We start from the raw sequence: 19372 nt of genomic DNA, 5'->3' as shown, positions 1-19372 counted from the left end.
CGGATCGTCATGGAGCGCATCGACGTCGTCGGGCTCGTCGGATCCGAGGGCAAGCTCCCCGGAGAGATCAGCGGCGGCATGCGCAAGCGGGCGGGCTCAAACGCCGGCGGGGCTGGATTTGCCCCGGTGGGGCTGGTTTTGGCCCGGCCGGGCTGGATTTGGTCCCGCCGGGGGGGATAGGGCTCCGGCGGGGCTGGATTTGCCCCCGGTGGGGCTGGTTTTGGCACGGGCGGGGGTCAGTCGCGGGTTACGCGGAGTTCCTTGATGCCGTTCAGCCAGGCCGCGCGCAGGCGGCGCGGGTCCTCGCCGGTCAGGCGGAGGTCCGGGAGGGCGTCGGCCAGGGCGTTGAAGATCAGGTCGATCTCCATGACGGCCAGGGACTTGCCGAGGCAGAAGTGCGGGCCGCCGCCGCCGAAACCGAGGTGCGGGTTCGGGTCGCGGGTGATGTCGAAGAGCTCCGGGTTCCGGAAGACCTCGGGGTCGTGGTTGGCGGAGGAGTAGAACATCCCCACCCGGTCGCCCGCCTTGATCTTCTGGCCGCCCAGCTCGGTGTCCTGGGTGGCGGTGCGCTGGAAGGACACCACCGGCGTGGCCCAGCGCACGATCTCCTCCGCCGTGGTCGAGGGGCGGGTGGCCTTGTACAGCTCCCACTGCTCGGGGTGGGTCAGGAAGGCGTGCATGCCGTGGCTGATGGCGTTGCGCGTGGTCTCGTTGCCCGCGACGGCCAGCAGCAGCACGAAGAAGCCGAACTCGTCGGAGCCCAGGTTCCCCTGCCCCTCGGCCGCCACCAGCTGCGTGACGATGTCCTTCGCCGGACACTCCTTGCGGGCGGCGGACAGGTTCATGGCGTAGCCGATGAGCTCCATGGCCGCGTTGGCGCCGACCTCTTCGGTGATCGCGTACTCGGGATCGTCGTAGGCGATCATCTTGTTCGACCAGTCGAAGATCCGGGAACGGTCCTCCTGCGGTACGCCGATCAGCTCGGCGATGGCCTGGAGCGGCAGCTCGCACGCGACCTGGGTGACGAAGTCGAAGCTGCCGTCGGCCGAGGCGGCCACGGCCTCCTCGACGATCTGCCGGGCGCGGTCGCGCAGGGCCTCCTCCAGGCCGCGGACGGCCCGTGGGGTGAAGCCGCGCTGGACGATCTGGCGTACGCGGGTGTGTTCCGGCGGATCCATGTTCAGCATGATCAGGCGCTGGGCATCAATGGCATCACGCGGGATGTGCTCGTTGAAGCGGATGATCGCCGTGTTGGTGGTCGAGGAGTACAGCTCGGGGTGTGTGGACACGTACTTGACGTCCGCGTGCCGCGTCACGACCCAGTAGCCCTCGTCGTCGAAGCCGGTGATCCCCCGCCGCTGCGGACACCACCACACCGGTGCCGTCTGCCGCAGCTGGGCGAACTCCGGCAGCGGGACACGGCTTTGGAGCAGGTCGGGGTCGGTGGCGTCGAAGCCTTCGGGCAGCGCGGGGCAGGACATCGGGCGACTCCAAAGTCTGACGGCCCATCAGAAGTTGGCTTGAAGGTAGTAACGAGTTCTAGAAGTGACAAGGGTCGGCGCGCCAACTGTTGCGTGTGGAATCCGTGCAGGCCGCGTGCAAGACCCTTGCGTGGCGGGGCTCCTAGTCATAAGACTGCGGGGAGAACTAGAACGCGTACTAGTTCGGGCGGGGCGCCGGGACGGCCCGCCGCGCTGGCGCTGTGCAGGAGAGGACGAGCTCATGGCCGCGGAACCCGTCATCGTCGAAGCCGTACGCACCCCCATCGGCAAGCGCGGGGGCGCGCTCGCCAACCTCCATCCCGCCTACCTGCTCGGCGAGACCTACCGCGAACTCCTGGCACGGACCGGAATCCAGCCCGACTGCGTCGAGCAGATCGTCGGCGGCACCGTGACCCACGCCGGCGAGCAGTCGATGAACCCCGCCCGCAACGCCTGGCTCGCCATGGGGCTCCCGTACGAGACCGCGGCGACCACGGTGGACTGTCAGTGCGGCAGCTCCCAGCAGGCCAACCACATGGTCGCGAACATGATCTCCGGCGGCGTCATGGACATCGGCATCGCCTGCGGTGTCGAGGCCATGAGCCGGGTACCGCTGGGCTCGGGATCCAAGCACGGCCCGGGCAAGCCCTTCCCGGACGAGTGGAACGTCGACCTCCCCAACCAGTTCGAGGCCGCCGAGCGGATCGCCCGCCACCGCGGCCTGAGCCGTGAGGACGTCGACCGGCTGGGGGTGCTGTCCCAGGAGCGGGCCGCGGCCGCCTGGGCGGAGGAGCGCTTCAAGCGCGAGACGTTCGCCGTGCAGGTACCGACCACCGAGGAGGAGCAGGCCGCCGGGCAGGGCATGTGGCGGCTGGTCGACCGGGACGAGGGGCTGCGGGACACGAGCATGGAGGCGCTGGCCCGGCTCAAGCCGGTCATGCCGACCGCCGTGCACACCGCCGGGAACTCCTCGCAGATATCCGACGGGGCCGCCGCCGTGATGTGGGCCTCGCGCAAGATGGCCCGCGCCCTGAAGCTGCGGCCGCGCGCCCGGATCGTGGCGCAGACGCTGGTCGGCTCCGACCCGCACTTCCACCTCGACGGGCCGATCGACGCGACGCGCGCCGTGCTCGGCAAGGCGGGGATGTCGCTCAAGGACATCGACCTCGTGGAGATCAACGAGGCGTTCGCCTCGGTCGTCCTCAGCTGGGCCCAGGTCTTCGACCAGGACCTGGAGAAGGTCAACGTCAACGGTGGCGGCATCGCGCTCGGCCATCCCGTCGGCGCCACCGGCGCCCGGCTGATCACCACGGCGCTGCACGAGCTGGAGCGCCGCGACAAGGAGTTCGCGCTGATCACCATGTGTGCGGGAGGCGCGCTGGCGACCGGCACGATCATTCAGCGCCTGTGACCCCCGCGGGCGCGCACTGAACCCAGTGGGATGGGAAGACGAAGGCCCCGGTGGCCGGACCTGGGGAGGTCGGCCGTCGGGGCCTTCGCATGCGTACCGCTCGTGCTGTTCGTGCCGAGCGGGCTGTGGGTGCCGCTCGGGTCGAGCGTGCCGGCGCGTTCACTCCTGCTTCTACCGCTGGTGCGGGAGCAGGGACGGGTGGTGCTGGTGATGCTGTTTCGGTGTCTGCTGCCACTGGGGATGCCAAGCCGGGTCCGGCTTAGTACCAGTGGTGCGACTGCCAGAAGTTCCAGGCGCCGACGGGGCTGCCGTAGCGGGAGTTCATGTAGTCCAGGCCCCACTTGATCTGGGTGGCCGGGTTGGTCTTCCAGTCGGAGCCCGCGGAGGACATCTTCGAGGCCGGCAGGGCCTGGACGAGGCCGTAGGCGCCCGAGGAGGAGTTCGTGGCGGTGTGGTTCCAGCCGCTCTCGCGGGACACGATGTTGTTGAACGCCGCGAACTGCGCGGGGTCCTTGATCATCTGCTGCGCGACCGCCTTGGCGTTCATCGGGGCGGCCTGCGCGGGGACCGTGGCGAGCATCGAGCCGGCGACACCCAGGGCGAGAACGGAGCCCACGAGGGTCTTCTTGGAAGCGGCGATGCGGCGGATGACGGTGTTGGACACGGAAAGCCTTTCACAGGGGACAGGATCTGCCGCAGGCATGCCGGAGACATGCGTGAGCCACTCACGCGGTGGAGAGGGGTTCGTCGGCGGCGGGTGAAGCACCCGTGCCGCCTTGCGACTCATCCAGTTCTACAGACGCCCCGACCCCCTGGCAACGACGCCACTTACTAGCGCCCCTCGCAGTCGGTGCGGATCGGCCCCCCGGGGCCGTGATCACCATCCGTGCAGGTGGGGGGCGGTTCATAGGGGTTGATAAAGGGCTTTTAAGGGACCTATTGGGGCTACTATTCCGGCTCGTATGTGACGTGGGTCCTGTGGGGCGGGTCACCGGCGAGGGCCCCGAATCTCACGCTGAGCGACCGCCCGCACCCCTTTCGGGGAGGTGGTGCAAAAGGTGCTAAACCCCTGAATCGAAGGAAATTGGGGCATCGAACGCCGCTTTGCGCGTCGCCCGCCGCAGCGCCTTCAGCAGCGTGGCCCCCAGCGTCAGCGTCAGTACGACGGTCAGCGCGGCCCGGCCCAGGTCCCAGCCCAGCGAGGTCGCCAGGCAGTACGCGACGAAGCGCGCCAGGTTCGCGCCCACCGGATCCCCGGGGTGGAAGGAGATGCCCTGCCCCATGCCCTGAAGGATCACCCAGCCCTGCAGGTTCATGATCGTGCCGTACGCGAACGAGCCCACGAAGCCGTACGCCGCCAGCATCAGCAGTTCCGCCCGGCCCCGGACGCGCTCGGGGCCCGGCAGCAGCCCGGCGCCCAGCGAGAACCAGCCCAGCGCCAGCATCTGGAACGGCATCCACGGCCCGACCCCGCCGGTCAGCAGCGCGGACGCGAACATGGTCACCGAGCCGAGGACGAACCCGAAGCCCGGCCCGAGGACGCGGCCGCTGAGCACCATCAGGAAGAACATGGGCTCCAGTCCGGCGGTCCCCGCGCCCAGCGGTCTCAGCGCCGCCCCGACGGCCGCGAGCACGCCGAGCATCGCCACCGCCTTGGCGTCCATGCCGTTGTCCGCGATGGTCGCGACGACGACGCCGACCAGCAGGGGCAGCAGCGCGGCGAAGAGCCACGGGGCGTCCTGCGAGTGCGCGAGGCCGGACTGCCGGTCGGCGAGGAGCGGCCAGCCGAAGGCGGCGATGCCGATGAGGGTGACCAGGACGAGGGCGGCCGCGGCCCGGGGCCCGATCCGTACGGGGCGGGTCGCGGTACGGCCCGGTGCGCGGTCGGCGGCGCGGCCCCCGGGGCGGCCTGAGGTGTGGCCTGAGGTGTGGTCTGAGCGGTGGCCTGAAGGGTGGCGGGTCACGGGGCCTCCGCCGGTTCGAGGGAGTCACGGGCGGCTGAGCCGTCGGCGGCGAGGGCCCGGGCGACCTGGGCCACCGTGAGCCAGTGGCCCGGCGCCAGGATCTTGGCCACCTGGGGGGCGAAGGCCGGGGAGGACACGACGACCTCGGCGGTCGGCCCGTCGGCGACGATCTCGCCGCCGGCCAGGATGACCACCCGGTGCACCAGCTCGGCGGCCAGCTCCACGTCGTGGGTGGCCAGGACGATGGCGTGGCCCTCCGCCGCCAGGGCCCGCAGGATCTCGATCAGGCGGGCCTTGGCGGCGTAGTCCAGACCGCGCGTGGGCTCGTCGAGGAGCAGCAGTGCGGGGCGGCCGGTCAGCACCAGGGCCAGGGCGAGGGCCAGGCGCTGCCCCTCGGACAGGTCCCGCGGGTGCGTGTCGTCGGCGACGTCCGGGAGCAGGGCGGTGACCAGGTCCCGGCAGGTCCCGGGGGCCGCGCCCGCGTCGGAGTCCGCGGCGGCGCACTCGCCGGCGACGGTGTCGGCGTACAGGAGGTCGCGGGGCTCCTGAGGGACGAGGCCCACGCGCCGGACCATCTCCGGCGGCGGGGTGCGGTGCGGGGTGCGGCCGCCGACGGTGACGGAACCGGAGGCGGGGGCGACCGTGCCGACGAGGGCGGACAGGAGGGTGGACTTGCCGGCGCCGTTGCGGCCCATGAGGGCGATGACCTCGCCGGGGGCCACGGCGAGGTCGATGCCGTGCAGGACCTCCGCGCGGCCGCGCCGGACGGTGAGGTTCCTGGCGTCGGCCGGTCCCGTGCCGGGTCCCGTGCCGGGGGCTTCGGTGGTGGGGCCGGTGCGCCGGAGCAGGCGTGCGAGCAGCCCGGGGGCTCCGCTGTCGGGGGCTCCGCCCCCGGACCCCCGCGCCTCAAACGCCGGCGGGGCTGGATGGGCCGGCCGCTGTGTGCCGGGAGGGCCGGACCGGGTGGGGGCTGCCGGGGGCCGGGGCGCCGGCGCCGTCGGGGGCTGGGTCAGGCGGGTGTGGAGGGGGGTGGCCCGCCGGCGGGCGTCGCGGACCGACAGGGGGAGCGGGGACCAGCCCGCCAGGCGGCCCAGGGAAACCACCGGCGGATGGACGGGCGAGACGGCCATGACCTCGGCCGGGGTGCCGAGGACGGGGGCCGCCCCCGGGGCGGGCAGGAGCAGTACCCGGTCGGCGTACTGCACCACCCGCTCCAGCCGGTGCTCCGCCATCAGGACGGTGGTGCCGAGGTCGTGCACCAGCCGCTGGAGGACGGCCAGGACCTCCTCGGCGGCCGCCGGGTCCAGCGCGGACGTCGGCTCGTCCAGCACCAGGACCTTCGGGTGCGGGGTCAGTACCGAGCCGATCGCCACCCGCTGCTGCTGGCCGCCCGAGAGGGTGGCGATGGGCCGGTCGCGCAGCTCGTTCAGGCCGAGGAGGTCGAGGGTCTCCTCCACCCGGCGCCGCATGACGGCGGGCGCCAGGCCCAGGGACTCCATCCCGTACGCGAGCTCGTCCTCCACCACGTCCGTCACGAAGTGCGCGAGGGGGTCCTGCCCGACCGTGCCGACCACGTCCGCCAGCTCGCGCGGCTTGTGCGTGCGCGTGTCGCGGCCCGCGACGGTCACCCGGCCGCTCAGCCTGCCGCCCGTGAAGTGCGGGACCAGCCCGCAGACCGTGCCCAGCAGGGTGGACTTGCCGACGCCCGACGGCCCCACGAGGAGCGTCAGCTCGCCCTCCGGGACCTCCAGGTCGACGCCGCGGAGGGAGGGGGCGTCCGCGCCCTCATAGGTCACCGACACCTGTTCGAAGCGGATCACGGCGAAGCCTCCTTGGGCGGTACGGGTGCCACGAAGGCGGGCAGCAGGCCGATCAGGACCGCGGCCGCGGGCCAGACCGGCAGGGTGGGGGCGATCAGCGGGACCACACCGGGGTGCAGGCCCTCGGGGTCGAGGGTGCCCGCGTGGACGAGGAGGGCCGCGACGGCAGCCCCCGAACCGGAGACCAGCCAGGCGCGCGCGCCCCAGCGGTCGGGGCGGTAGCGGGTGCGGACCGACCGGCGGCCGCCGAGCCGCAGGCCCGCGAGGGCGAGGAGCAGGCCGATGCCGAGTACGGGGAGCCCGTGCGCCGCCCCCTGCGCGGCCAGCAGCCCGTACGTGCCCGCGCACATGCCGAGCAGGCCGCCGAGGGTGAGGACGTTGGTGGTGTGCCGGACGGCGGGCGGGACGTCGGCGGTGCGGCCGTAGCCGCGGGCGTCCATCGAGGCGGCGGTGGCGACGGAACGCTCCAGGGCGCCCTCCAGCACCGGCAGGCCGATCTGCAGGACGGCCTTGACCCCGCCGGTGGGGCGGCCGCGCAGCCGTCGGGCGGTCCGCAGCCGGACGACGTCGGCCACCATGTTCGGCGCGAAGGTCATGGCGACGACGACGGCGACCCCGGCCTCGTACAGGGCGGCCGGGAGGGACTTCAGCAGCCGGGCCGGGTTGGCGAGGGCGTTCGCGGCGCCCACGCAGACGAGGAGGGTGGCGAGCTTGGCCCCGTCGTAGAAGGCGAAGACCAGTTGTTCGGCGGTGACCCTGCCGCCGAACCGGATGCCCTGCGCCCAGGCGGGCAGCGGGACCTCGGGGAGCGTGAACAGGGTGTGCGAGCCGGGGATGGGGGAGCCGAGCAGCATGGAGAAGACGAGGCGCAGGCCGATGACGAACAGGCCGAGCTTGAGGAACGCCCCGTAGGAGCGGGCCCAGGGCGCGGCGGTGCGGCGGGCCGCGACGACGTAACCGGCCACGCCCACGATCAGGCCGAGGACGAGCGGGTTGGTGGTGCGGGAGGCGGCGGTGGCCAGGCCCAGGGCCCAGAGCCACCACGCGCCCGCGTGCAGGGCGTTGCCGCGGGTCGCCAGCGGCGGCTGCCAGAGCCTGCGGCGCTCGTACGGAGCCCCCGGTGCGGGGCCGGCCGGCTCCCGGGCGCCACCGCGGCGGCCGTCCGGAACCTCGCGGTCCGCCGCCGCGGCCCGTGGGCCGGGGAAACGGTCCGGGCGGGGTGCGGGCGGGGTCATCGGCCCCGGCGCCGGGACTGCCAGACGCCGGCCGCCGCCAGGGCCGCCACCGCGGCGATGCCCGCCAGCAGGCCCGCCGAGGGGCCGCCGCCGGGGGACGGCGTGGACGAGGACGGTGTGGACGAGGACGGCGTGGACGGGGACGCCGTGGACGAGGGCGCCGTGGTGGGGGAGCCGGTGGCTGCCGGGGCGTCCGCCATCGGCTCTCCGCAGCCCTGCTTCGGGTAGCCGGAGATCGCGCACAGCAGCGCGGCGCCGTTGTAGCGCAGCGGTTTGGCGACCGCCGCGAGGGCCTCGGCCGCGGTGGCGTCCGGCGCCACCTGAGCGCAGGCCGTGCGCGGTGCGTCCTGCGGCGGGGCGTCGCCCGCAGGGGCGTCCGCGGGGACGCCGAAGTCGACGACCAGGGCCACGCGCTTGCGGCCCGCGACCGGGCCGGTGCTCCCGCAGACCGCTTCGAAGTCGGCCGGGGTCCGCGGCCGCGCCGCCTCGTCCCCGGCGTCCTTGCTCACCGCGAAGCGGAAGCCCTGCACGGAGCCGTCCGCCGGACGGGCCATCGAGGGGCCCTGGGTGGCGTACGTCCACTGCCCGCCCGCGCCCCCGGAGCCGCCCGCGCCGTCCCAGAAGGACCAGTAGCGGTAGCCCGCCGCCAACGCCGGGGCGGCGGCCAGGACGGAGAGGACCGTACCGAGGGCCAGGGCGAAGGCCACGGCCCGGGCGGCCGGCCCGCGACGGGCGATGGCCCGGCCCGGACGGGGGCGCCGGGAGCCGTGCCCCTCGGGGCCGGCCGGGTGCGGCGGCGGACGGCGGCGCATCAGAGCTGGTTCTTCTTCCGGCGGCCGCTCAGCAGGACGCCGATGCCCATGCCGGCCGCGGCGCCCGCGCCGACGATCCACCAGACGTTGCTGCCGCCCGAGTCGCCGTCCTTGCCGCTGTCCACCTTCGTGGCGCCGGTGTCCGCGCCCTGCGGGGCCGGGCCGGTCGCGTTCAGCTGGGCGACGAGGTCGGCGCCGCCGAAGGACTTCGGGTCGGTGCCCGTGGCGTGCGCGGCCAGGATGAGCGTGCCGAGGGCGGCCGGGCTGTCCTTCGCCCACGCCGCCGAGTTGGTCTTGAGCCACTCCAGCGCGCCCGCCGCCGACTGCCCGTGTCCGGCCGCGGCCAGGGCGATCACCGCGTCGGCGGTGTTGCCGGTGTCGGCGGTCGGCTGGTCCGCGCCCGGGGTCAGGGCCGTGAGGTGGCCGTCCTTCTTGAGGGTTTCCGCGAGGTAGCCGGCCGCGCCCTGGGCGGCGGCCGCCGGGTCGGCGGAGGCCGCCGGGCAGACCAGCGGGGCCGCCGGGGTGTCCGTGGCCGACTGCGGCACGGCCGCGCCCTTGCCGAGGCCGGCGAGCGTCGCGGCGGCCGTCGCGTCGGGGTTGGCGAGGAGCTTGCCGTCGACGGGCTGGTACGCGAACGCGCCCCGGTCGGCGGCCGGTTCGGCGGCGCAGCCGAGCTGGAAGGGGAGCAGGCCCTCGTACGCCGACTTGCCGGCCTTGGACCGGACCTCGGCCGGCTTCTCGCCGGCCACCGCGAGCGCGCTGATCACCAGGGCGGTGGAGTTGGCCTCGCTCGGGGAGCCCGGGACGTACGCCCAGCCGCCGTCCTCGTTCTGCACCGACTTCAGCCAGCCCACGGTCTTCGCGACCGCGGCGTCCTGGCCGCCGAGGGCCTTCAGCGCCTGCACGGCCGCGGCCGCGGCGTTCGTGTCGTACATCGTCTTCTCGTCGCACGCCGCGGCCGGGTCGGCGCGGAAGGAGGCGTAGGCGCCGTTCGCGCAGCTCTGGCCGACCAGCCAGTCGACGGCCTGCTGGGCGGGCCTGACGCCCGCCGTGTGCTGGGCGAGCAGCGCGAAGGACTGCCGCCACACGCCGTCGTACGTCGGGTCGTTCTTGCCGTACAGGCCGGAGGGGATCACCGGGGGTGCGGACGGGGAGGCGGGCGGCGCGGTGTCGGCGAGGGCTGCGGGGGCGGCGCCCACGCAGAGCACGGCGGAGGCGGCGAGCGCGGCGGCGCTGCGGCGGACGATCATGGGGCGGGTGCCTCTCGTGCTGGGGAGCGGGAGGCAGGCACGCGCAGGCACCGGGCTCCGGCTCCGTTTACCTCGACGGTGCCGGCCGCCGGGGGACCCGGCGGCACGAGCCGCGCACCTCCGCTACGGGGCATTCCGGCTCCCCACCCGGCGGGGGCCGAGGCGGGTCACGGTTGCGGGTCAGCGCCGGAATCGCACCGGCTTCCCCCCGTACGGAAGTGTGGACGACCTGCCCACTGTACCGGCCCGTAGCGTCCGTGCCCGGGGCGCCGGCCCGCCGCACCCCTTACCGGGCCGCGGCCGCGGGGGTCCCCGTACGGCTCACAGCGCCCGGTACGCCACCGGATCGCTGCCCGGGACCGCCTCCGCGCGGCCCTGCTTCACCAGGCGCCGCAGGTGCGCTTCCGCTTCCGAGACGGCGATGTTCCGGGAGCCGTACGGGATCTGCTCCCAGGGCCGGTTCCACTCCATCCGCTCCGCCAGCGCCCACGGGGTCAGCGGCTCGGCGAGCAGCTCCCACAGCCCGGTCAGCCGCTCCTCGTGGTGGTCCAGCAGCTCCCGCACCCGGGCGGGGGCGTCGGTGAAGGCGTGCTGGTGGGCCGGGAGGACCTCGGCGGGGCGCAGCCGGCCGATGCGTTCGAGGGAGTCGAGGTAGTCGCCGAGGGGGTCGGTGACCCGGGTCACGCCGTGCTCGTCGGGGGCCTCGTACAGGCCGATGTGGGGCGAGATGCCGGGCAGCAGGTGGTCCCCGGAGAAGAGGCGGCCGTTGCCGGGGAGCTGGGCGGGATGGTCCTCCTCCAAGTGGAGGCAGACGTGGCCGGGGGTGTGTCCGGGGGTCCAGATGGCCCGCAGCCGGCGGCCCGCGAGGGGGAGCAGCTCGGTGGGGACGATCTCCCGGTCGGGGACGGCGGCCCGCAGCCCGGGCAGGGTCCGCATGCGGCCGCTCGCGCGGGCGGCGCGGAGCGGGGCGACGTGTTCCTCGGGGGCTCCGGCGGCGGCGAGCTTCTCGCTCATGTAGTCGAACCAGACGCCGGGTTCGCAGGCGCGGGTGCGCACGACGACCTCGGTGTCGGCGGCGTGCATGGCGATCCAGGCCCCGGATGCCTCCCTGACCTGGCCGGACAGGCCGTGGTGGTCGGGATGGTGGTGGGTGATGACGACGCCGTGGACGTCGGCGACGGACGTGCCGAGGGCGGCGAGACCGCCGGCCAGGGCGTCCCAGGAGTCGGGGTCGTCCCAGCCGGTGTCGATGAGGACGGGGCCGCGGTCGGTGTCGAGGACGTGCACGAGGGTGTGGCCGAGCGGGTTGTCGGGGATGGGGACCTTGACGGCCCAGACGCCTCCGCCGTGGTCGGTGACCTGCGGGTTCGGTTGTGGGGTCACCTCTGACGCCGTCGGTGGGGCGGGGTGCGGGGCGGGGTGCGGGGCCGCCTCCGGCGTCGCCCGTGGTGGTGCCTGCGGGGTGGTGTGTGACGTGTCCTCCGGCATGAGGGCCCCTGTCTGTGACCTGTCGGCGCACCTGTCCGTGACCCGACGGCGAACGAGAACTTGTTGCAGTAGTAGCCCAAGTCGACCATCTTCGGACGCGTCTGACTAGTCGTTGGATCTTCTCCGCCGTTCTGTCCTGGCCGTGGACTCCTAGAACTAGAACTGGTATCAGTTCGGGAACGCCAAGCCGCAGGAGGCATCAGCCATGACGGAGCTCGTGGAACACGGACAGCTGTTCATCGGCGGGGAATGGACGGATCCACTGGGCACCGGGACGATCCAGGTCGTCTCCCCCCACACCGAGCAGGTCATCGGCTCCGTCCCGCACGCCTCGGAGGCGGACGTCGACCGCGCGGTCGCGGCCGCGCGCAGGGCCTTCGACTCCGGGCCCTGGCCGCGGATGAGCCTGGAGGAGCGGATCGAGGTCGTCTCCCGGATCAAGGACGCCATCGCCGTCCGGCACGAGGAGATCGCCCGCTCCATCAGCTCCCAGAACGGCTCCCCGTACTCCTGGAGCGTCCTGGCCCAGGCGCTCGGGCCGATGATGGTCTACGACGCCGCGATCACCGTCGCGCGCGCCTACCCGTACGAGGAGCACCGCCAGGGCGCCCTCGGGCCGATCCTGGTGCGCCGCGAGCCGGTGGGGGTCGTCGCGGCCGTCATCCCGTGGAACGTGCCGCAGTTCGTGGCGGCGGCGAAACTCGGCCCCGCGCTGCTCAGCGGCTGCTCCGTCATCCTGAAGCCCTCCCCGGAAGCCCCGCTCGACTCCTACATCCTCGCCGACATCGCACGCGAGGCCGGGGTGCCGGAGGGCGTGCTGTCGATCCTGCCCGCCGACCGGGAGGTCAGCGAGTACCTGGTCGGGCACCCCGGCGTCGACAAGGTGGCCTTCACCGGCTCGGTCGCCGCCGGACGGCGCGTGATGGAGGTCGCCGCCCGCAACCTCACCCGCGTCACCCTCGAACTCGGCGGCAAGTCCGCCGCCGTCGTCCTCCCCGACGCCGACGTGGCGGCCGCCGTCGCCGGGATCGTGCCCGCGGCGTGGATGAACAACGGCCAGGCCTGCGTGGCCCAGACCCGCGTCCTCGCACCGCGCGGCCGGTACGGGGAGGTGGCCGAGGCCCTCGCGGCCGCGGCGGGCGCCCTCGTCGTCGGCGACCCCCTCGACCCGGCCACCCAGCTCGGCCCGCTGGTGGCCCGGCGCCAGCAGCAGCGCTCCCTGGACTACATCCGCATCGGCCAGGAGGAGGGCGCGAAGATCCTCACCGGCGGCGGCCGCCCGGCGGACCAGGAGCGCGGCTGGTACGTGGAGCCCACCCTCTTCGGCGACGTCGACAACTCCATGCGGATCGCGCGGGAGGAGATCTTCGGGCCGGTCGTCTGCCTCATCCCGTACGGGGACGAGGAGGAGGCCCTGCGCATCGCCAACGACTCGGAGTTCGGGCTGAGCGGGAGCGTCTGGACGGGGGACGTCGAGCACGGCATCGACTTCGCCCGCCAGGTCCGCACGGGCACCTTCAACGTGAACACCTTCAGCCTCGACATGCTGGGCCCCTTCGGCGGCTACAAGAACAGCGGCCTGGGGCGGGAGTTCGGCCCGGAGGGGCTCGGCGAGTACCTGGAACACAAGATGATCCACCTGCCCGCGGGCTACGGGGCGGGAGCCTGATGGGCGACCGCTGGCAGGTCGAGGTGGACCGCGGGGTCTGCATCGGCTCGGGGATGTGCGTCAACCACGCCCCGGACGGCTTCGCCCTCGACACCGCGCGCCAGTCGCACCCGCGCACGCCGCAGACGGACGCGAACGAACCGGTCCTCACGGCGGCGGAGGGCTGCCCGGTCGAAGCCATCCTGATCACCCTGGCCGCCACGGGCGAACCGGTCTTCCCCCCGGAGGACTAGCCCGCCCCCGGGCCGGGTGCACCGAACGGGCTCGGAGCGGGAGGGTGGGCTGCGCAGCGCCGCCCGCACGGCGCGGACCCTGGACGAGCGGGCGCCCCGGGCCGCGGTGCGGGTGGCGGCCGGCGGACGTTCCGTGGTCGGCTCGGCGCGCGAAGTGGCGGGCGCCACCGGCCGGCCGCCCGCCTCCGGCGGGTGGGGGGACGGGACTTCGGGCGGGTGCCCGCGTGCCTCCGCCCCACCGGCAGGATCAGGCCGTTTCCGGGGACGTCAGGTCGATCAGGCGGCAGACCGTCTCGATGTCGATCTTGACCTGGGCTATCGAGGCGCGGCCCGACAGCCAGGTGATCAGCGCCGAGTGCCAGGTGTGCTCGATGACGCGGACCGCCGAGAGCTGTTCCGCCGTCGGCGGGGCCTCCAGGCCCATCGCGTCCAGGATGATCGCCGTCGTCAGCCGGGACACCGTGTCCACCTCGGGGCTCACGCTGCGGTCCGCGAACGTCAGTGCCCGCACCATCGCGTCGGCCAGGTGCGGTTCCCGCTGGAGGGCGCGGAAGGCGCGCATCAGCGTCTCCGCGACGCGGGCCGCCGGGTCGTCGCCCGCCGGCGGGCGTTTGCGCAGCGTGGCGTGCATGTGCTGGAGCTGGTCCTGCATGGTGGCGACGAGCAGGTGCACCTTGGACGGGAAGTAGCGGTACAGCGTGCCGAGCGCGACGCTGGACGATTCCGCGACCTCGCGCATCTGCACCGCGTCGAAACCGCCCCGGCTGGCCAGTTGGGCGCTGGCGTGCAGGATCCTGCGGCGGCGCGCCTCCTGGCGCTCCGTCAGGGGCGGGGACGCCGGCGTGGTGACGCCCTTCGCTTCCGCTGTCATGTGTCCCGTTCCATGGCGTTCCGTGTCGTGTGCGGGGGGCAGATGGGGGCAGGTTCCGGGCTGATCCGGAGCCAGCATGCCAGGCGCCGGAGTCGTGGCGCGAATCACCTGCTCCGCCTCTTACGGTGTAGTTTCCGGCCGGTAGATTCAATGGTCTTCGACGGATCAAGTCTGAAACTTGTTCTACATTATCCGAGCGGTTACGCTCCGGCGAAAGTGCAGGGAGATGGGGGCCGAGAGTGACCGCTGAGGCCATGGTGACAAGCCCTTTCACGGGTTCCGCCACTGACGGCGACCGTCCGATGCGCATCGCACTGCTCACCTATAAGGGGAACCCGTTCTGCGGCGGGCAGGGCGTCTACGTCCGTCACCTCTCGCGCGAGCTCGTACGCCTGGGACACTCCGTCGAGGTCATCGGCGCGCAGCCCTACCCGGTCCTCGACACGGGCGCCACGCTCACCGAGCTGCCGAGCCTGGACCTCTACCGGCACCCCGACCCCTTCCGGACCCCGGGGCGCGACGAGTACCGGGACTGGATCGACGCCGTCGAGGTCGCCACCATGTGGACCGGCGGCTTTCCCGAGCCGTTGACGTTCTCACTCCGGGCCCGGCGCCACCTCGCCGCCCGCGCGGGCGAGTTCGACGTCGTCCACGACAACCAGACCCTCGGCTACGGCCTGCTGGGCGACCTCGGCGCACCCCTGGTCACCACCATTCACCACCCCATCACCGTCGACCGGCAGCTTGACCTCGCCGCCGCCAAGGACCGCCGCAAGCGGGCCTCCGTGCGCCGCTGGTACGGCTTCACCCGCATGCAGGGCCGGGTCGCCCGCCGCCTGCCCTCCGTACTGACCGTCTCCGGCTCCTCCAAGCAGGAGATCGCCCAGCACCTCGGCGTCCGGGACGAGCGCATCCACGTCGTCCACATCGGCGCCGACACCGACCTCTGGTCGCCCGACGCGTCCGTCGCCGAGGTCCCCGGCCGCATCGTGACCACCTCCAGCGCCGACGTCCCGCTCAAGGGCCTCGTCCACCTCGTCGAGGCGCTCGCCAAACTGCGCACCGAGCAGCCCGCCGCCCACCTCGTCGTCGTCGGCAAGCGCGCCGAGAAGGGGCCGGTCGCCCGCGCCATCGAGACGTACGGGCTCCAGGACGCCGTGCGCTTCGTCAAGGGCATCACCGACGCCGAACTCGTCGATCTCGTCCGCAGCGCCCAGATCGCCTGCGTCCCCTCCCTGTACGAGGGCTTCTCGCTGCCGGCCGCCGAGGCCATGGCCACCGGCACCCCGCTCGTCGCCACCACCGGCGGCGCGATCCCCGAGGTCGCCGGCACCGACGGCGAGACCTGCCTCGCCGTGCCGCCCGGCGACGCGGGCGCCCTCGCCGCCGCGCTGGGCCGGATGCTCGGCGACCCCGAGCTGCGCGCCAGACTCGGCGCCGCCGGGCGCGAGCGGGTCCTGACCCGCTTCACCTGGGCCAAGGCCGCCGAGGGCACCGCCGCGCACTACCGCGCCGCCATCGCGGCGGCGGCCGCCCGTACCCCCGGTACCCGGTGACCTTCGGCTCCGCCCGGTCCCACCGATCCACGCCCCCCCCCGGCCCCCACCCCCTCCACCCCCGCGACCGCGAAGGCAGGACCCCGTGCTGACCGTCGATTTCTCCCGGTTCCCGCTCGCCGCAGGCGACCGCGTACTCGACCTGGGCTGCGGCGCAGGCCGGCACGCCTTCGAGTGCTACCGGAGAGGCGCCCAGGTGGTCGCCGTCGACCGCAACGGCGAGGAGATCCGCGAGGTCGCCAAGTGGTTCGCCGCCATGAAGGAGGCCGGCGAGGCCCCGGTCGGCGCCACCGCCACCGCGATGGAGGGCGACGCGCTCGCGCTGCCCTTCCCCGACGACTCCTTCGACGTCGTCATCATCTCCGAGGTGATGGAGCACATCCCCGACGACAAGGGCGTGCTCGCCGAGATGGTCCGCGTCCTCAAGCCCGGCGGCCGCATCGCCATCACCGTCCCGCGCTACGGCCCCGAGAAGATCTGCTGGACGCTCTCCGACGCCTACCACGAGGTCGAGGGCGGCCACATCCGCATCTACAAGGCCGACGAACTGCTCGGCAAGATGGAGGCCGCCGGCCTCAAGCCGTACGGCACGCACCACGCCCACGGGCTGCACTCCCCGTACTGGTGGCTCAAGTGCGCCTTCGGCGTCGACAACGACCAGGCGCTGCCCGTCAAGGCGTACCACAAGCTCCTGGTCTGGGACATCATGAAGAAGCCCCTCGCCACCCGCCTCGCCGAGCAGGCCCTCAACCCGGTCATCGGCAAGTCCTTCGTGGCGTACGCGACCAAGCCGCACCTCCCCGTCGGCGCCGCCCAGTGACCTCACCCGGGCGCACCGAACCGGAACACCTGGTCCTGGAGGGCGTACTGACCGCCGAGGAGGCCGCGCTGACCGTCGCCGGCATCCTCGCCGCGCAGCGGCCGGACGGCGCCATCCCGTGGTTCCGCGGCCACCACCTCGACCCGTGGGACCACACCGAGGCCGCCATGGCCCTGGACGCGGCCGGCGAGCACGAGGCCGCCGGGCGGGCGTACGCCTGGCTGGTCCGCCACCAGAACCGGGACGGCTCCTGGTACGCGGCCTACGCCGACCGGCCCGACGGGGTGGACACCGCCGAACCGCAGGACGCGAGCCGGGAGAGCAACTTCACCGCGTACATAGCCGTCGGCGTCTGGCACCACTACCTGTCCACCGGCGACGACGCCTTCCTGGACCGTATGTGGCCGGCCGTCTACGCGGCCGTGGAGTGCGTACTGACCCTCCAGCAGCCCGGCGGCGAGATCGGCTGGAAGCGGGAGGCCGACGGCACGCCCGTCACCGACGCCCTGCTCACCGGCTCCTCCTCCATCCACCAGGCGCTGCGCTGCGCCCTGGCCATCGCCGAGCACCGCGAGGAGCCGCAGCCCGACTGGGAGCTCGCGGCGGGCGCCCTGCGGCACGCCATCCGGCGCCACCCGGAGCGCTTCCTCGACAAGAACCGCTACTCGATGGACTGGTACTACCCGGTCCTGGGCGGGGCCCTGACCGGAGCCGAGGCGGCGGAGCGCCTCGCGGAGCGCTGGGACGAGTTCGTGGTCCCCGGCCTGGGCGTGCGCTGCGTCCTGCCGAACCCGTGGGTCACGGGCGGAGAGTCCTGCGAGCTGGCGCTCGCGCTGTGGGCGACCGGGAGCTCCGACCGGGCGCTGGACATCCTGCGGTCGATCACGCACCTGCGCGCGGACAATGGCATGTACTGGACGGGTTACGTGTTCCAGGACGGGGCGGTCTGGCCGGTGGAGCAGACGACCTGGACCGCCGGGTCCCTGCTGCTCGCCGTCGCGGCGCTGGGCGGGGACGAGGCCACCACCGAGGTGTTCGGCGGGGCCTCGCTCCCGGCCGGGCTGGAGCCCGACTGCTGCGGCTGACCGGACGCCGCCGGTACCGGACCGGCGGGGGTGTCAGCGGCGGACGGGGCAGCGACAGGCGTGTCAGCGGCGGTAGAGCCAGCCGGCGACGGCGTGGCCTATGAGCAGGTAGGCCACGGCCGCGACACCGTAGCCGACGACGACCTGGACCCATTCGCGGCTGAAGGTGAAGAGGTCGTAGGACCATCCGGCCAGCCAGGAGGCGGCGTCGTGGATGAAGTCGACGAGGCCGTTCGCCTGGTTGGCCTCCAGCAGGTACAGCAGGATCCAGAGGCCGATCACGAAGGCGAGCACGTCCGCCACCAGTGCGACGGCACGGCCTGCCTGACTGCTTCCCCGGGTACGCGTCCGCGTGTGTGATGTCATACGGCCCGTGTTGCCGCCCGGGCGTGTCGTAAACGTGCCGTAAAGGCGAACGTGTACCCGAACGGGCCCTCCTGGAGGGCGGATCAGGACATCCCGGGCGAGGCTGCGGAAGACACCTCAGTCCCCGGAGGCAATCGTGTCCGTACCCACAACCGTCCGATTCCGTCGATCCCTCGCCGCGGTGGTCCTGTCCACGTCGCTGCTGGCCGGTGCCACCGCGTGCGGCAGCGGCGGTGAGAGCAGGGCCCAGGGCGAGAGCGTCTCCATGGCCTCGGCCGCCGAACTGGCGGCCCTCGCCGCCGCCGTGCCGGCCGCGAACGAGGCCGACGAGGCCGCGGCCGCGACGCCGTCGCCCAGTACGAGCGCCGAGAAGCAGAAGTTCGCCAAGACGCGGTTCGTCGCCAACGCCGGTCTCGCGGCCGGGGCGACCTACCAGTGGATCATCAAGCCGTACCAGGCGGGCAAGTTCAAGAAGGGCACGAAGGGACGTACGTTCGCGCTGGTCAAGGCCGGTCTCGCCGGTGCCTTCGCCTACAACAGGCTGAAGGCCGCAGGTGACAACGCCAAGGGCGACCCGCTGCTGTCCAAGGCGATGGTCCCGCTGACGGCGGGCATCGAGTCCCTCAAGGGCCTCGGCACCAAACTCCGCAAGGGCCAGGCGGGCGACGCCGACATCGGCGCCTTCCAGGACGTCATCAACGGCGTCAAGGAAGCCGGCAAGAGCGCGGGAGCCACGGTGACCGACAAGGTGCCCAGCGTCTCCCAGCTCGGCGGGTAGCCGGCGGGCACGCGACCGGGAGCGGGGCGGCCGGCGGTTCCGGCCGCCCCTTCCGGCTGCGCGGAGCGCCGTCGGGACTGTTTCAATGGGGCGTGATCGAAATCGTGGCTGTCGTCCTCGGGGCGGCCGGGGCCGGCTGGCTGCTCCGCCGCAAGCACCTGCGCCGGGTGGTCGCCGGACCGGCGGCCGGGATCCCCTGCATGGTGCGCAACCCGGCCGGGGCGGGCCGCTGGCGTCCGGGCCGGGTGTACGCCGGCCAGGGCACGGCCCGCTGCGTCCCCGGGCGGGGCGACCCCGTCCCGCTGCCGGGCGGCCGCGCCACCGCCGTCCGGGCACCCTCCGTGAAGGAGGCGATGTCCATCAACCCCGGCTCGCGGATCGTGACCTGCGCGTACGACGGCGGCGGCACCATCGAGATCGCCGTCATGGCGCTGGACCTGCGGGAACTCCTGGAGACGATCCCGGAGCCGGAGCCGGAGCCCGGGAGCTAGAACCGTCGTACGGCCGGAGCCCCGGCCACCGCGTGGTCGCGG

At 73.5% G+C, this 19372-nt stretch carries 19 protein-coding genes and 1 riboswitch; of the genes, 9 read left to right on the top strand and 10 right to left on the bottom strand.

The window, feature by feature from the left end; translation table 11 throughout:
* The coding region (locus ABT106_RS03685; protein ID WP_351271731.1) for a hypothetical protein at positions 1 to 180 on the top strand (180 nt) is incomplete at its 5' end.
* Positions 181 to 236: 56 nt separating this feature from the next.
* Here the strand turns inward: ABT106_RS03685 and ABT106_RS03680 are convergent.
* Positions 237 to 1481 (bottom strand): cytochrome P450, encoded by a 1245-nt coding sequence (locus tag ABT106_RS03680; protein WP_351271719.1) that lies wholly within the window; start codon positions 1479 to 1481, stop codon positions 237 to 239.
* 241 nt (positions 1482 to 1722) lie between these two features.
* On the opposite strand from ABT106_RS03680, the gene ABT106_RS03675 reads away from it, so the two are divergent.
* Positions 1723 to 2892: a steroid 3-ketoacyl-CoA thiolase gene (locus ABT106_RS03675; RefSeq protein ID WP_267718415.1), complete on the top strand. Its 1170-nt coding sequence runs from the start codon at positions 1723 to 1725 to the stop codon at positions 2890 to 2892.
* A gap of 259 nt (positions 2893 to 3151) precedes the next feature.
* Here the strand turns inward: ABT106_RS03675 and ABT106_RS03670 are convergent, their stop codons facing one another.
* From ABT106_RS03670 to ABT106_RS03640, 7 genes are all read right to left on the bottom strand, one after another.
* Positions 3152 to 3556: an aggregation-promoting factor C-terminal-like domain-containing protein gene (locus ABT106_RS03670; protein ID WP_502979186.1), complete on the bottom strand. Its 405-nt coding sequence runs from the start codon at positions 3554 to 3556 to the stop codon at positions 3152 to 3154.
* A 397-nt stretch (positions 3557 to 3953) separates the two neighbouring features.
* Entirely contained in the window at positions 3954 to 4739 is a 786-nt protein-coding gene (locus tag ABT106_RS03665) for an ECF transporter S component (protein ID WP_351271729.1), read from the bottom strand.
* 113 nt (positions 4740 to 4852) lie between these two features.
* Positions 4853 to 6676, bottom strand: coding sequence for an ABC transporter ATP-binding protein (locus ABT106_RS03660; protein WP_351271712.1), 1824 nt, complete (start codon positions 6674 to 6676; stop codon positions 4853 to 4855).
* Positions 6673 to 7911, bottom strand: a complete 1239-nt coding sequence (locus ABT106_RS03655; RefSeq protein ID WP_351271709.1) for an energy-coupling factor transporter transmembrane component T — start codon at positions 7909 to 7911, stop codon at positions 6673 to 6675. The genes ABT106_RS03660 and ABT106_RS03655 overlap by 4 nt, the downstream gene beginning before the upstream one ends.
* A complete protein-coding gene (locus ABT106_RS03650) occupies positions 7908 to 8723 on the bottom strand; it encodes an SCO2322 family protein (RefSeq protein ID WP_351271706.1) in 816 nt (271 codons plus the stop codon). Before ABT106_RS03650 ends, ABT106_RS03655 begins: the two co-directional genes overlap by 4 nt.
* Entirely contained in the window at positions 8723 to 9973 is a 1251-nt protein-coding gene (locus ABT106_RS03645) for an SCO2321 family membrane protein (RefSeq protein ID WP_351271703.1), read from the bottom strand. Before ABT106_RS03645 ends, ABT106_RS03650 begins: the two co-directional genes overlap by 1 nt.
* Before the next feature lie 144 nt (positions 9974 to 10117).
* A riboswitch (cobalamin riboswitch) is annotated at positions 10118 to 10217 on the bottom strand.
* Positions 10218 to 10294: 77 nt separating this feature from the next.
* On the bottom strand, positions 10295 to 11356 hold the full coding sequence (locus ABT106_RS03640) for a Strvi_7410 family MBL fold metallo-hydrolase (RefSeq protein WP_351271700.1): 1062 nt from the start codon (positions 11354 to 11356) through the stop codon (positions 10295 to 10297).
* A gap of 310 nt (positions 11357 to 11666) precedes the next feature.
* On the opposite strand from ABT106_RS03640, the gene ABT106_RS03635 reads away from it, so the two are divergent.
* Positions 11667 to 13130, top strand: a complete 1464-nt coding sequence (locus tag ABT106_RS03635; protein ID WP_351271698.1) for an aldehyde dehydrogenase — start codon at positions 11667 to 11669, stop codon at positions 13128 to 13130.
* Positions 13130 to 13363, top strand: a complete 234-nt coding sequence (locus ABT106_RS03630) for a ferredoxin (RefSeq protein ID WP_267725408.1) — start codon at positions 13130 to 13132, stop codon at positions 13361 to 13363. The genes ABT106_RS03635 and ABT106_RS03630 overlap by 1 nt, the downstream gene beginning before the upstream one ends.
* Positions 13364 to 13610: 247 nt before the next feature.
* On the opposite strand, the gene ABT106_RS03625 is transcribed toward ABT106_RS03630, so the two are convergent.
* Positions 13611 to 14234: a TetR family transcriptional regulator gene (locus tag ABT106_RS03625; RefSeq protein ID WP_351271695.1), complete on the bottom strand. Its 624-nt coding sequence runs from the start codon at positions 14232 to 14234 to the stop codon at positions 13611 to 13613.
* A gap of 239 nt (positions 14235 to 14473) precedes the next feature.
* On the opposite strand from ABT106_RS03625, the gene ABT106_RS03620 reads away from it, so the two are divergent.
* The 3 genes from ABT106_RS03620 (at position 14474) to ABT106_RS03610 (ending at position 17695) form a co-directional block, all read left to right on the top strand.
* Entirely contained in the window at positions 14474 to 15790 is a 1317-nt protein-coding gene (locus ABT106_RS03620) for a glycosyltransferase family 4 protein (RefSeq protein ID WP_351271692.1), read from the top strand.
* Between the two features lie 85 nt (positions 15791 to 15875).
* Positions 15876 to 16610 (top strand): class I SAM-dependent methyltransferase, encoded by a 735-nt coding sequence (locus tag ABT106_RS03615; protein ID WP_351271689.1) that lies wholly within the window; start codon positions 15876 to 15878, stop codon positions 16608 to 16610.
* Positions 16607 to 17695, top strand: coding sequence for a prenyltransferase/squalene oxidase repeat-containing protein (locus ABT106_RS03610; protein ID WP_351271686.1), 1089 nt, complete (start codon positions 16607 to 16609; stop codon positions 17693 to 17695). The genes ABT106_RS03615 and ABT106_RS03610 overlap by 4 nt, the downstream gene beginning before the upstream one ends.
* A 63-nt stretch (positions 17696 to 17758) precedes the next feature.
* On the opposite strand, the gene ABT106_RS03605 is transcribed toward ABT106_RS03610, so the two are convergent.
* On the bottom strand, positions 17759 to 18061 hold the full coding sequence (locus ABT106_RS03605) for a hypothetical protein (protein ID WP_267725394.1): 303 nt from the start codon (positions 18059 to 18061) through the stop codon (positions 17759 to 17761).
* Between the two features lie 136 nt (positions 18062 to 18197).
* Between ABT106_RS03605 and ABT106_RS03600 the strand changes: the two genes are divergently transcribed.
* Both ABT106_RS03600 and ABT106_RS03595 read left to right on the top strand, forming a co-directional pair.
* A complete protein-coding gene (locus tag ABT106_RS03600; protein ID WP_351271683.1) occupies positions 18198 to 18839 on the top strand; it encodes a hypothetical protein in 642 nt (213 codons plus the stop codon).
* 92 nt (positions 18840 to 18931) lie between these two features.
* Positions 18932 to 19330 carry a hypothetical protein gene (locus tag ABT106_RS03595; RefSeq protein ID WP_351271681.1) on the top strand — a complete coding sequence of 133 codons (399 nt, stop codon included), beginning with the start codon at positions 18932 to 18934 and terminating at the stop codon, positions 19328 to 19330.
* The last annotated feature ends 42 nt before the right edge of the window (positions 19331 to 19372 follow it).

The organism is Streptomyces sp. NPDC002044 (assembly GCF_040296725.1).
In the GTDB taxonomy this organism is placed as follows: Bacteria; Actinomycetota; Actinomycetes; order Streptomycetales; family Streptomycetaceae; genus Streptomyces; species Streptomyces antarcticus.
This window is presented reverse-complemented; position numbering and strand designations above follow the sequence as displayed.

What these genes read in the sequence shown, in the direction of transcription:
- ABT106_RS03655 (WP_351271709.1), bottom strand. Translation starts at nt 7,911, where the DNA reads ATGACCCCGCCCGCACCCCGCCCGGACCGTTTCCCCGGCCCACGGGCC.
- ABT106_RS03650 (WP_351271706.1), bottom strand. Translation starts at nt 8,723, where the DNA reads ATGCGCCGCCGTCCGCCGCCGCACCCGGCCGGCCCCGAGGGGCACGGC.
- ABT106_RS03635 (WP_351271698.1), top strand. Translation starts at nt 11,667, where the DNA reads ATGACGGAGCTCGTGGAACACGGACAGCTGTTCATCGGCGGGGAATGG.
- ABT106_RS03680 (WP_351271719.1), bottom strand. Translation starts at nt 1,481, where the DNA reads ATGTCCTGCCCCGCGCTGCCCGAAGGCTTCGACGCCACCGACCCCGAC.
- ABT106_RS03605 (WP_267725394.1), bottom strand. Translation starts at nt 18,061, where the DNA reads ATGACATCACACACGCGGACGCGTACCCGGGGAAGCAGTCAGGCAGGC.
- ABT106_RS03645 (WP_351271703.1), bottom strand. Translation starts at nt 9,973, where the DNA reads ATGATCGTCCGCCGCAGCGCCGCCGCGCTCGCCGCCTCCGCCGTGCTC.
- ABT106_RS03675 (WP_267718415.1), top strand. Translation starts at nt 1,723, where the DNA reads ATGGCCGCGGAACCCGTCATCGTCGAAGCCGTACGCACCCCCATCGGC.
- ABT106_RS03630 (WP_267725408.1), top strand. Translation starts at nt 13,130, where the DNA reads ATGGGCGACCGCTGGCAGGTCGAGGTGGACCGCGGGGTCTGCATCGGC.
- ABT106_RS03625 (WP_351271695.1), bottom strand. Translation starts at nt 14,234, where the DNA reads ATGACAGCGGAAGCGAAGGGCGTCACCACGCCGGCGTCCCCGCCCCTG.